This is a genomic window from Actinosynnema sp. NPDC004786, assembly GCF_053601135.1.
The window spans coordinates 509-13,365 of the sequence record NZ_JBSGBG010000086.1 but is presented as its reverse complement, the minus strand read 5'-3'; the positions used below and the strand labels follow the sequence as shown (position 1 = coordinate 13,365).

Sequence of the window (12,857 nt, the reverse complement as noted above, 5' to 3'; positions counted from 1 at the left end):
AGTTTTTCGTTAGTGTTTTTATGTCTTTTGATATACCTTTCGGGCGGGAGCCGGCAGGCCCGGCGGGACGCTTTTCCCCGCCGGGCCTGCCGGCTACGGCCTGCCTGGGGTGCTCGTACGGGCCCCATGTCAAATCGAGCCGGACCCACCCCCGGCAGACCACCGCCACCCATCACCACCACCACCGACCACACCACCGACCACACCACCCGACCCACCGGACCCACCCGACCTCACCCCGGCGACACCTCCACCCCCTCCTGCGAGTGCGCCACCCGAGCCAACTCCACCCGCGAACTGATCCCGAGCTTCCGGAAGATCCCCCGCAGGTGGTAGTTCACCGTGTGCGGCGACAGGTAGAGCTGCTTCGCCACCTGCCGGTTCGTCATCCCGGCCCCCACCAACAACGCGATGTCCCGCTCCGCCCCCGACAACAACCGCCACTCCTCACCACCCCCCGCGCCTCCCGCCTCGTCCCCCCGTAACCGCGCCAACTCCCCCTCCGCCCCCATCTGCTCGAAGATCCGCGAAGCGAACCCGGTGTGCACGGCCGCCCGCTCCGCGTCCCCCTCCTCGCCCACCACCGCCGCGAGGTCCGCGTAGGCGTTCGCCTTGGCCCACGGGTGCCGGTGCCGGCGCGCCGCGTCCGCCAGCCCCACCGCGTCCCGCTCCAGCAACGCCCGCGCGTGCTCCGCACCCGCCGCCACCACCGCGAACCCCGGGTTGTCGGCCGCCAACCGCTCCACCGCGCCGACCACCTCACGCCCCAACTCCCGGTCGTCCACGGCCGTCGCCTGCCGCACGAGCCACGGCGCGGCCCCCGGCTCCTCGATCAGCATCCGCCGCGCGCCGTCGAGGTCGGCCATCCGCTCCCGCGCCAGCTCGGCCGCCCGCTCCGGCCCGTGCTGGGCGTGCGCCAGCAGCAGCTCGACCCAGTCGTACTGCCCCGAGTGCAGCACCGCCTCGCCCGCCGCCAGGTCCGCCCGGTACCGGCGCACGTGCTCCGCCGCCGCCGCGACCTCGCCCCGGTGCAACGCCACCGTCGCCAGCACCGTCGACGCCAACGGCACCAGGATCCGCAGCCCCCGGTCGCGCGCGGTGGACAGGCCGCGCCGGGCCGCCGCCAGCGCCCGGTTCACCTTCCCGGCCTGGACCAGCACCCTGGCCAGCGCGATCGTCCGGGCCGTCGGCGCGCCGGCCCGCACCGCCGCGTCGTCGGACGACACGTCGTCCCGCACCAACCGCTCGGCCTGCTCGAACTCCCCCAGCGCCGACAGCTTCAACGCGAACGACACCGCCGACTGCGACTGCCACCACGCCGTGGGCCGGTCCAGCTCCCACCGGGTCGACTCCCGGCCCCAGTACATGCCCTCGGCGAGCTTCCCGGCGCTCCACTCCAGGCACGAGTGGACCGTCGCGGCCATCACCACGTCCGCGTCGCCCGGTTCCCGGTCCCGCGTGGTCAGCACCGACAACGCGTGCGCGCGCGCCCGGCTGCCGGTGGCGAAGTACAGCGACAACAGCCGACCCGCCTCCGCCAGCCGGCGCAACGGCGGCGGCACGGACGGCGTGGTCAGCACGTGCTCCATCTCGGACGCCGCGTCCGCCGGCCGCCCGTCGGCCAGCAGGATCCCCGCCAGCACCACGTGCAGCTCCGCCGCCGCACCGGCGGGCACCCCGCGCGCCAGGCTCTCGCGGGCCAACGCGATGGCCGAGCCGAGCGTGCCGCTCACCGCCAGCGAACGCACCGCGCGCACCGCCGCGTCTCCGGGGTCGTCGCCCCCCACCCCGGACACCCCGCCACCCTCGACCACCTCGGACCCGGCCACATCGCCCACGCCGGCCCCCGGCGCAACCACCCCAGACTCGGCCACCCCGCCCTCGGCCACCCCGCCCTCGGCCACCCCGCCCTCGGCCACCCCGCCCTCGGCCACCCCGGACTCGGCCACCCCGGACTCGGTCGCCTCGCCCACACCGGCCCCCGGCTCGGCCACCCCGGGCCCGACCACCCAGTCCGCCTCGGCCGGCACCACGCGCAACACCTCCGCGTCGTGCCGCAACGCGTTCCGCACCGCCCCCGGCATCGAGTCCACGACCGCCCGCCACACCAGGTGGGACGCGAACTCCAGCCGCTCCTCCACGGCCACCACCAGCCCGGACGCCAGCACCTCGTCCACCGCGGGCAGCAGCGACCCCGTGGTCTCGTCCATCATCACGGCCACGTCCCGCAACCGGAACGACCGGCCGACCACCGCCGCGACCCGCAGCACCTGCGCGGCCCTGGGCGACAACGCCCCCACCCGACCGGCCACCGCCGTCCCGACCCGTCGCGGCGGCCACCCGCCGCGCGGCCGGGCCACGCCGTCGCGCACCTCCACCCTGCCCTCGTCGACCAACCCGGCCACGAGATCGGCGACCAGCCCCGGATCGCCGCCCGCGCCCGCGACGAGCGACACCAGCTCGGGGTGCGGCGCCGCGCCCACCAGGTCCGCGACCATCCGCTCGACCGCGTCGTCGTCCAGCGGGCCGAGGCGCAGCACTTCCCCGCACACCGTGACCGCGCACCGGACATGCGCGTCCGCCGGCGCGGAGGACAGCGCGAGCAGCGTCGTGACGCGCCGCTCCGCCAGCCGGGGCAGCAGCGCGAGCAGGGCGGCCGGGTCGTGGTGCGCCTGGTCGATCGCGACCAGCGGACGCGGCCCGTCCGGCACCCGGTCCGGCACGTCGGTCAGGTGGTCGCCGGCGACGAGCACGACGGCGTAGCCCCGGTCACGGGCGGCGGCGACGGCGTCGCGCAGCAGGGAGGTCTTGCCGGAGCACGGCGGGCCGTCGATGGCCAGCAGGCCACCGGGCGCGGACAGGAAGCGGAGAACCGAAGCCCATTCACGATCCCGGCCGTACAATTTCGACACAATCAAGACTGCTACGCGTCTCGACTGACTGTCAATTCAGCCACTCGCGCCGTTACCACGGTTTTCACCTGATCCGACGAATGACACGAGCCGATCGAGTTCACGGATCACCGATCCGTGGTCGGACGCGAGCACCACTCCGGCGGCGCGCAGCACGGTCAGGTGGCCGGCGAACGCCGGATGGGCGGCCTGGTCGTCGGAGAACTGCGGGAGCAGCACCATCGGGGTCCGCCTGCCCAACGCCTCGCACAGCACCGTGAGCGCCTGGTTGTCGCCGATCCCGAGGGCGAGTTTCGCCAGCGAGTTCGCGGTGGCCGGCGCGAACACGAACGCGTCCGGCACCGGGTGCGGCTTGGGCTCGGTGGGCAACCGGGAGGTCCACCGCACCGGCAGGTCGGTCAACGCCTGGAGCGCGGCCACCTGCGGTTCGAGCCACCGCGCCACCGACGGCGTCAACGTGACCGCCAACCGCCACCGCCGCGACAGGGGCCGGGCGAGCCCGTCGACCAACCACCGCTCCACCCCGCCCGCCGCCGACGCGACGAGCCCGAGCACGGGCCGCGCCCCTCCGGCCGCCCCACCGCCGACCGACCCGCCAACCGCGCCACCGGCAGACCCACCGCCGGCCGCTCGACCGCCGACCGACCCGCCGCCCGCACCACCGGCAGACCCATCACCGGCAGACCCACCGCCGACCGACCCGCCGCCGGCCGCTCGACCGCCGACCGCGTCACCAGCCCCGCCGACCGACCCGCCCGAACCCCCACCGGTCACACGGGCCGCCGCAGGATGGCGCAGAACATGGCGTCCGTGCCGTGCTCGTGCGGCCACAGCTGGACCTGCGGCCCGTCGCCCAACCCCGGCACGCCGGGGAAGAACTCGCGCGCGTCCACCCGCTCCACCCCGGTGCGCCGCACCACGTCGGCCACCACGCCCACCGTCTCGGACAGGTGCGGCGAGCACACCACGTACGCCACCACGCCACCCGGCCTGACCAGGCTCAACGCCGACGTCAACAACTCGCGCTGCAACCGCGCCAACGGGGCCACGTCCGACGGCTGCCGCCGCCACCGCGCCTCCGGCCGACGCCGCAACGCGCCCAACCCGGTGCACGGCGCGTCCACCAGCACCCGGTCGAACCCGCCCTCGGGCAGCCCCGACTCGCGGCCGTCCGCGACGTGCACGGTGATCGGCAGGTCGCCCGCGGCCTTGCGGATCAGGTCCGCCCGGTGCGGGGCCTTCTCCACCGCGTCCAGCGACGCGCCGGACAGCCGCGCCAGCGAACCCAGCAGCACGGCCTTCCCGCCCGGTCCCGCGCACAGGTCCAGCCACCGCTCGTCCGGCCCCTCGACCGGCACCCTGGTCAACGCCACCGCGCACAGCTGGCTGCCCTCGTCCTGCACCGCCGCCAGCCGCTCGCGCACCGGGTCCAGGTCGCCGGGGTCGCCCGCGCCCGCGTCCAGGTGCACCCCGTACGGCGAGTACGGGGCCACCTCGCCGCCGGTCATGGCGGCCAGCTCGTCCGCGCTGCACTCGCCGGGCCGGGCGGCCAGGTGCACCGCGGGCCGCGCGTCGTCGGCGGCCAGCGCCCGGCGCAGCGGCTCGCCCCGGCTGCCCAGCGCCTCCGCGAACGCTTGCGCGATCCACTTCGGGTGGGCGTTGGCCATGGCCACGTGCCCGATCGGGTCGGTGTCCTCGTCGGGCGCGACCTCCTCGACCCACGCCGCCTCGTCCTGCCCGGTGACGCGCCGCAGCACGGCGTTGGCGAACCCCGCCGCGCCGGAACCGCGGTCCGCCCGCACCAGGTCGACCGTCGAGGCGACCGCCGCGTGCGCCGGGATGCGGGTGCGCAGCAGCTGGTACGCGCCCAACCGCAGCGCGTCCAGCACCGCACCGTCCACTTCGGACAGCGGCCGGTCGGTGCAGGCGGCCAGCACCGCGTCCAGCAAACCCTGCGCGCGCAGCGCCCCGTAGGCCAGTTCGGTGGCCAGGGCCGCGTCACGCCCGGTGATCCGACGTTCCCGCAGGATGCCCGGCAGCACCAGGTTCGCGTAGGCGTCCCGCTGCCGGACGGCGCGCAGGGTGTCCAACGCCGCCTGCCGCGCCGGGTCCTCCGCCGGGGGCCGGGCCGGACCGGTGCGGCCGCGCGGCGGGTGCGCCCGTCGGGGCCGCGAGGGACGCGAAGACCTCTGGGTCATGAAATCCGTTCCCCCGCCTCGATCCGGACGCCGCGCGCCCAGTCGTTCGCCGACATCCGCTTCTTGCCCTGCGCCTGCACGTCGCCCAGCGCCACCGGACCGGTGCCCGTGCCGACGAGCACCCGCCTGCGCTCCACCCGGATCTCGCCCGGCGCGAGCGGCACGTCGTCGTCGACCGGCAGGACCGGGCCGAGCTTGAGCCGCTCGCCGCGGAACTCCGCCCACGCGCCGGGGTCCGGCGTCACGGCGCGGGCGATCCGGTCGAGGGCGGCGGCCGGCGCGGCGAAGTCGAGCCGGGCGTCCTCCACGGTCACCTTCGGCGCGTAGCTCACGCCTTCCGAGGGCTGCTCGACCGGCCGCAGCGTCCCGTCCGCGATGCCGTCCACAGTGGACAGCAGCAGCTTCGCGCCGGACTCGGCGAGCCGGCCCAGCAGGTCGCCCGACGTGTCCCGGTCGCGCACCCGCTCGGTCACCACGCCGAACACCGGCCCGGCGTCCAGCTCCTTGACGATGCGGAACGTGGTCGCGCCGGTGATGTCGTCGCCGTGCCGGACCGCCGCCTGCACGGGGGCCGCGCCGCGCCACGCCGGCAGCACGGAGAAGTGCAGGTTCACCCACCCGTGGGTCGGGATCGCCAGGGCGGACTCGGGCAGCAGCGCGCCGTAGGCCACCACGGGGCACAGGTCCGGCGCCAGCTCCCGCAGCCGCGCCTGGAACGCCGGGTCGCCCGCCTTGGCGGGGGTCAGCACCTCGATGCCGAGTTCGTCGGCCAGCGCCGCGACCGGCGACCGCTCGATCCGGCGACCGCGGCCGACCGGGGCGTCCGGCCGGGTGACGACGGCCACGACCTCGTGCCGGTCGGAGTCCAGCAGTGCCCGCAGCGACGGCAGCGCGACCTCGGGCGTGCCCGCGAAGACCAGCCGCATGTCAGGCCCCTCCGCGGCGCGCGTCGGGACGGGGACGGGACGGCCGGGCTTGGTGGACGAACACGCACTCTCCTCGCTTCTCCTGCGGGACCGCAGACCGCAAGTCTAGGAGAGCGCCACCGGGCCGGCTCGCGCGCGAGCGCGCCGGCCGCCCGTCAGCCCCCGAACAGCGGGTGGGGCGACTGCTTGATCGTCGGCACGCCGCCGTCGAACCACGGCTGCTGCCGGATGGCCCGCATGGCCTCCTTGCGGGTCCGGTCGTCCAGGCGGTCGAGGAACAGCACGCCGTCGAGGTGGTCGGTCTCGTGCTGGATGCAGCGCGCCAGCAGGTCCGTGCCCTCGACCTCGATCGGCTCGCCGTGCATGTTCCAGCCCTTGGCCACCACGTGCCGGTGCCGGCGGCAGTCCCACGACAGGCCGGGGATCGACAGGCAGCCCTCCGGGCCGTCCTGCTCCTCCTCGCCGACGACGTCGAACGTCGGGTTCACCAGGTGCCCGGCGAACCCGTCGCAGTGGTAGGTGAACACGCGCAGCCCGACGCCGAGCTGCGGTGCGGCCAGACCCGCGCCGCCGGCGTCGCTCATCGTGTCCCACAGGTCCTTGACCAGCTTGCGCAGCTCCGCGTCGAAGTCGGTGACCTCGACGGCGGGCGTCCGCAGCACCGGGTCGCCGAACAGCCGGATCGGTTGGACGGTCACGCGCACTCCTCGCAGCCTGGGGGAAGTCCCAGTCTACGAAAGCCCGCTCAGTGCTCCAGGTCACGGCCGAGGAAGGCGACGCCGACCAGCGCGGCCACCAGGTGGCCCAGGAACCGCACCGCCGCCGGCGTCCGCAGCCCCGTGCCCGCAGCCACTCCCGCCGCCGAAGCCCGCTCCGCCGCCGACACCCGACCCGCCACCGCACCCGCAGCCACCGCCGCAGCCGGAACCGCGTCCGTCACCGCAGCCGCGCACGTCGTCGGGGCAGCGCCCGCCGCAGCCGTCGCCGCAGCCGCAGCCGCAGCCGTGGCCGTGGCCGTGGCCGTCGAAGCCTGCTCCGCCGCCGCAACCGCCCGCGTCGCGGACACCGGTCGCGTCGCCGGAACCGCGCCGAACCGGGTCCGGGGCGAGGTCCCGACCGGGGTCGTCATGGTGATCGTGGTCATGTCCCGCTCCTCCGTCGCTCGTCCTGCCACCAGGGTGCGCCGGACGGGCGTCGGCGGGCGTCCGCTCGGAGTAGCGGGCCGGCCTCATCCCGCGGGATGAGGCCGGCCACGACGTCGGGACCACCGCCGCGTCACGGCGTCGGCCACACCGCCCGTGCCGCGCCGCCGCCGCGCCGGGTCGTCTCGGCCGCCGCGCGCCAGCGCCCGTCGGGGAGGCGTTCGACCGCGGTGGCGGCCCCGATCTCGGCGGTCGAGGTGAAGCGGTGACCCAGGTCGCGCAGCGCCTGCGCCTCGGGGGTCGCCAGGAACGACGCCTCGGCCTGCGTGTTCGCCGCGTTGCGCTGGGAGGCGCGCGGCGCGGCGATGGCCTCGACCAGGGGCGTGCCGCGGTCGAGCCGCCGGGTCAGGACCTGCAGGACCGTGGTGATGATGCTCGCGCCGCCGGGCGAGCCGAGCGCCAGCACCGGCTCGCCGTGGTGCAGCACGATCGTCGGCGACATGGACGACCGGGGGCGCTTGCCGGGGCCGGGCAGGTTCGGGTCCGGCACGCCCGGCGTGACGGGCGTGAACGAGAAGTCGGTCAGCTCGTTGTTGAGCAGGAACCCGCGGCCGGGCACCACGATGCCGCTGCCGCCCTCCTGCTCGATGGTCAGCGTGTAGGCGACGACGTTGCCCCAGCGGTCGGCGACCGTCAGGTGCGTGGTGTCGGTGCCCTCGTACGGCGTCTCGACCGCCTGGCCCGCGGCGGCGCACGGGGTCGGGTGGCGCGGGTCGCCGGGCGCGACCGGGCCGGGCATCGCGGCCGTCGGCGAGATCAGGCAGGCCCGGCTGTCGGCGAACCGCTGGGACAGCAGCTCGCGGGTCGGCACGTCGCCGAACGCCGGGTCGCCCACCCAGCGGTTGCGGTCGGCGAACGAGAGCCGGCTCGCCTCCAGGAACCGGTGCAGGTAGCCGACCTCGGTCTCCGCGCCCAGGTCGGTGTTCTCCAGGATGTTCAGCGCCTCGCCGACGGTCGTGCCGCCGGACGACGGCGGGGCCATGCCCACCACGTCGAAGCCGCGGTAGCGGACGCGGGTCGGCTCGCGCAGCGGCGCGTCGTACCGGGCGAGGTCCGCCTCGGTGAGGTCGCCGGGCCGGACCTGCCGGGTCACGCCCGCGGCCACCGGCGGCCGGCGGACCGCGCCGACCAGGTCGCGCGCCAGCTCGCCGCGGTAGAAGGCCGACACGCCGTCCTTGCGCAGCAGGCGGTAGGTGTCGGCGAGGTCGGGGTTGCGGAACGTGCTGCCGACCGCGGGCGGCGCGCCGCCGGGCAGGTAGAGCGCGCTGGTCGAGGTGAAGTCGGCGAAGCGGGCCGCGTTGTCGGCGACCTGGCGGTGGAACGTGGCGTCGACGGTGAACCCGCGCCGGGCCAGGTCCTCGGCGGGGCGGATGGCCCGGTCGAGGGACCAGGTGCCCCACTCCCGGAGCGCCCGCTGCCAGGTGCGCGGCGTGCCGGGCACGCCGACCGACAGGCCGCTGGTCACGGCGTCGGCGAACGGGATGGGCGCGCCGCCCTCCACGAACAGGTTCTCGTCGGCGGACGCGGGGGCGGTCTCCCGCCCGTCCACTGTGGACACGCGGTGCGTGCGGGCGTCGTAGTGCACGAGGAACCCGCCGCCGCCGATGCCGGCGGAGAACGGGTCGGTCACGCCCAGCGCGGCGGCCACGGCGACCGCGGCGTCCACCGCGTTGCCGCCGCGGCGCAGCACGTCGACGCCGATCTGCGAGGCGTCGGGGTCGATGCTGGACACGACGCCGCCGAAGCCGACGGCTTCGGGGACGCGCGGCGCGTCGGCAGCGGTGCGGGCCGAGGCGGCGGTGGACAGGAGCGGCAGGACCAGGAGTGATGCGAGGACGCTGGTGACAGTCGACCGGAGCATCGTTCCCTTCTACTCCACCGCGCCGGAAAGCTGTACCTCCGCGGGGTCGGACTTGACCGGGTCGGGTGACGGGCGCGGTTCAGAGGACTTCGAGGGGGTCCAGCTTCACCCGGACCACGTCGGGCTCCTTGCGCGCGCTGCGCACGGCCAGGACCTCGCCCAGCACCGCGGCCAGCGCCCGCCCCTCGGCGCGGGACACCCGGACCAGCGCGCGTTCCCTGTCCTCCGACAGCGGCACCGGGCCCAGCACCTCGCCCGTCGGCGGGAGGCGCAGCTCCTCCAGGACCCCGGCCAGGGCGTCCGGCGCGCCGTCCACGGTCGCCATCCGCACGGCGGGCGGGAAGCCCAGCTCGGTCCGGGCGGCCAGCTCCTGCCGGGCGTGCCACACCGGGTCCCAGCGGACCAGGGCCTGCACCGGGGCGAGCGAGGAGTCGGCGACCACGACCACCCGGCCGGCCGCGTGGACCAGGGCCGCCGCCGTCATCCAGCGGCGCAGCGTCTCCTCCGCCGCCCTCAGGTCGGCCCGGCCGAGCAGCGCCCACCCGTCCAGCAGCAGGGCCGCGCCGTAGCCGCCCTCCGCGAGCGGTTCCGCCCCCGGCGTGGCCACCACCAGGGACCTGCCGCCCGGCACCGTCGACAGCACCTCGTCACCGCCCGACGTGCGGACCGGGACGCCGCTGAACGCCCGCCCCAGCTCCTCGGCCGTGCGCCGCGCGCCGATGACCTGCCCCCGCAACCGCCGGGAACCGCAGTTCGGGCAGCGGTACGCCGCCTCCGTCGCGCCGCACCACCGGCAGTAGGCGGGCCTGGGCACGCCGTCCTGCGTGCCGCCCGGCAGGGCCAGCGGGCCCGCGCACCGGCGGCACCGGGCGGGCGACCGGCACTGACCGCACGCCAGGGCGGGGACGTAGCCGCGCCGCGGCACCTGGATCAGCACCGGGGTGTCCGCCGACAGCGCGGCGCGGGCCGCGTCGAACGCGATCGACGGCAGCCGGGCGGACCGGGCCGCCGGGTCCTTGACCTCCTGCCACTCGTGGTCGCCCACCGCCGCGACCCGCGGCGCCACGGACCGCAGCGCGTCCCGGGCCGCGACCACCTCGTGCGCCCAGCCGCTGTCCACCAGCAACTGCGCCTCCGCGGTCCGGGCGAACCCCCCGACCAGCAGGGACGCCCCGGTGAGGTGGGAGCGCTGCACCAGCACGTCCCGGACGTTCGGGTACGGCATCCTCGGCTCGGCGTGCAGGTCGTCGCCGTCGTCCCAGACCGCCACCAGCCCGAGGTCGCGCACCGGCGCGAAGGCCGCGCCGCGCGTGCCCAGCACCACCCGGACCGCGCCGCGCCGCACGGCCAGCCACCGCTTGTACCGCTCGGACGGCCCGAGGTCGGCCGACAGCGTGACCACGCCCGCCTCGCCCACCAGCGCCGCGCACGCCGCGTGCAGCCGGGCCAGGTCCCGGTGGTCGGGCACGACCACCAGCGCGCCCCGGCCCGTGCTCGCCACCGACGCCGCCGCCTCGGCCAGGCGGGCGGGCCAGTCCTCGGCGGGCAGGGCCTGCCACACCGCCCGCGCGACCCGGCCCGAGCGCAGCGCGTCCAGCAGGTTCGGCCCGAACGGGTACCGCGCCCAGCCTTCGTCCGACGGCGGCTCGGGCGCCGGCGCGGGCTCGCCGGAGGGCCTGGCCTCCACCCGCGCGTGCCGGGGCGGGATGGCCATCCGCAGCACGTCGATCAACGACCCGGCGTACCGGTCCGCCACCGCCCGCGCCAGCTCGGCCACCTCCGGGGCGAGCACCGGCTCGGGCGAGATCACCCGGTCGAGGAACGTCAGCTTCCGCTCGTACTCCGACGACTCCACCCGTTCGAGCAGGTAGCCGTCCACCAGCTGGCCCGCGAACCGGACCCGGACCCGGCAGCCGGGCACCGCGTCGGCGTCCTGCTCGGTGGACACCTGGTAGTCGAACGGCCGGTCGAGGTGGGCCAGCGGCACGTCCACGCACACGCGGGCGACCGGCAGCACGGCGGCGGGAACCCGCTCGCCGCGCCTGGTAGTCGCCTTGCCCGCCACGGGAGGAGGTCTACCAGAGACCGACCGGGCCGCTCACAACCCGGGGCCGGTGGACGGGACGTGGAGTCATGCGCCCATTATCGAACACTTGTTCGGACAGGGCAAGATCACGTCCGGGTGGTCGTGGGTTCCGGTTCGGCCGGGAGGTCGCGGACCGAGCGGACGGCGAGCGCGAGCGGCGCGCTCAGCACGGCGACCGCCGCGCCGACGACGAGCACGGTGCCGGTGCCGACGCGCTCCGCCGCCGGTCCCGCCAGCGCCATGCCCACCGGCGCAGCGGCCAGGCCGACGACGGTCGAGAAGCCGGTGGCCCGCGCCACCAGGTCGGCGGGCACGTGCACCTGCCGCGCGGTGTCGGTGAGCACCGCGTACAGGGCGGACTGCGCCCCGGCCGGGACGGCGGCCGCGGCGAGCACCGCCGTGGGCGCGCCGGCCGCGAGCAGGACCAGCAGCGGGGCGAGGGCGGCGGGGATCGTGACCGCGACCCGCAGCGGGCGTCGCGGTCGCCGGCGCAGGGCGGCGGTGCTGCCCAGCAACGCGCCGACGGCGTACCCGTTGCCGATGAACGCCCAGGCCAGGGGGCCGCCCAGGCGCTGGTCGGCGACGATCGGCCCGAGCACCAGGAACGGGGAGATGCAGACGCCGTTGATGACGGCGACCTGCACCGCGGTCGCCTGCAACCAGGGGCGGGAGCGGAAGTCGCGCCACCCGTGCCGCACGGCGTCGAGGGGGGCTGGGCGTCGCGGCACCGGCCGGTCCGGGGCCCGGAGGGTGAGGAGCGCGGCGGCGCTGACCGCGAACGTGGCCGCGTCCACGGCGAACGACACACCCGGGCCGACCGTGGCCACGAGCGCGGCCGACACCACGGGCGCGATGAGCGTGGCGGCGTTCTGGGCGGCGTTGACCAGGGCGTTGGCCTGTCGGCGTTGCGATTCGGGGACGACGTCGGCGACCAGCCCGGCCGCCGCGGGGGTGAAGAACGCGTGCGCCGCGCCCGCCACCGCCTGCAGGGCGGCCAGGTGCCAGAGGGCCGCGGTCCCGGTGAGGAGCAGGGCGGCCGTGAGGCCCTGGGAGGCGCAGCGGACGACGTCGGCGGCGAGCATGACGGCGCGGCGGGGCAGGAGGTCGCCGACCACCCCGCCGGCGAGCGTGAAGACGACCACGGGGAGCCGGCCGGCGAGCAGCACGAGGCCGAGGTCGGTCGGGGACGCGCCGAGGCGGAGCGAGCCGAAGAGGAGGGCGATCGAGATCAGGCCGTCGCCGAGGTGGGAGGACGTGCGGGCGAGGAAGTACCGGCGGAACGCCGGGTTGCGCAGCAGCGGCGGCACGGGGCCGGTCACGGGGCGGGTCACGGACGGCAACCTGCCGGCGCCCACCGACAGTCCGGGCGTCACGGAGCCGGCCGCGATGCTCCGGCCGCGATGGCCTCCGGGGCGACCGGGCCGGCTGCGGAGGCTTCGGGAGCCGCGATGCTCTCCGGGGCGAGCGGAGCCGGCTCCAGCCGTTCCCGGGACCGGCGAATCCGGCCGCAGTGGCACCCGGCCTGCGGAGCCGGCCGCAGCGGCTCCCGGGACCGGCGAAACCCGCCGCAGTGGCACCCGGGACCGGCGAAACCCGCCGCAGTGGCACCCGGGACCGGCGAAACCCGCCGCAGTGGCACCCGGGACCGGCGAAACCCGCCGCAGTGGCACCC

At 76.6% G+C, this 12,857-nt stretch carries 9 protein-coding genes; all 9 read right to left on the bottom strand.

Translation table 11 applies throughout. From position 1 onward, the window contains the following. Positions 1–233: 233 nt before the first annotated feature. Complete coding sequence (locus ACWEFJ_RS38495) at positions 234–2,912, bottom strand: LuxR C-terminal-related transcriptional regulator (protein ID WP_449716824.1); 2,679 nt, start codon at positions 2,910–2,912, stop codon at positions 234–236. Between the two features lie 36 nt (positions 2,913–2,948). Next, positions 2,949–3,467 (bottom strand): flavoprotein, encoded by a 519-nt coding sequence (locus tag ACWEFJ_RS38490; protein WP_449716823.1) that lies wholly within the window; start codon positions 3,465–3,467, stop codon positions 2,949–2,951. Positions 3,468–3,682: 215 nt separating this feature from the next. Beyond that, the gene (locus ACWEFJ_RS38485; protein WP_449716822.1) at positions 3,683–5,110 is read right to left on the bottom strand and encodes an RsmB/NOP family class I SAM-dependent RNA methyltransferase; all 1,428 of its coding nucleotides are present in this window, start codon (positions 5,108–5,110) and stop codon (positions 3,683–3,685) included. Continuing rightward, entirely contained in the window at positions 5,107–6,036 is a 930-nt protein-coding gene (gene fmt / locus ACWEFJ_RS38480) for a methionyl-tRNA formyltransferase (protein WP_449716821.1), read from the bottom strand. The genes ACWEFJ_RS38485 and fmt overlap by 4 nt, the downstream gene beginning before the upstream one ends. A gap of 155 nt (positions 6,037–6,191) precedes the next feature. Next, on the bottom strand, positions 6,192–6,734 hold the full coding sequence (gene def / locus ACWEFJ_RS38475) for a peptide deformylase (protein ID WP_378096511.1): 543 nt from the start codon (positions 6,732–6,734) through the stop codon (positions 6,192–6,194). Between the two features lie 47 nt (positions 6,735–6,781). Next, the gene (locus ACWEFJ_RS38470; RefSeq protein ID WP_449716820.1) at positions 6,782–6,949 is read right to left on the bottom strand and encodes a hypothetical protein; all 168 of its coding nucleotides are present in this window, start codon (positions 6,947–6,949) and stop codon (positions 6,782–6,784) included. 362 nt (positions 6,950–7,311) lie between these two features. Beyond that, positions 7,312–9,099, bottom strand: coding sequence for a gamma-glutamyltransferase (ggt, locus tag ACWEFJ_RS38465; protein ID WP_449716819.1), 1,788 nt, complete (start codon positions 9,097–9,099; stop codon positions 7,312–7,314). 79 nt (positions 9,100–9,178) lie between these two features. Continuing rightward, entirely contained in the window at positions 9,179–11,164 is a 1,986-nt protein-coding gene (locus ACWEFJ_RS38460; RefSeq protein WP_449716818.1) for a primosomal protein N', read from the bottom strand. A 107-nt stretch (positions 11,165–11,271) separates the two neighbouring features. Next, complete coding sequence (locus ACWEFJ_RS38455; protein WP_449716817.1) at positions 11,272–12,516, bottom strand: MFS transporter; 1,245 nt, start codon at positions 12,514–12,516, stop codon at positions 11,272–11,274. Positions 12,517–12,857: the final 341 nt, after the last annotated feature.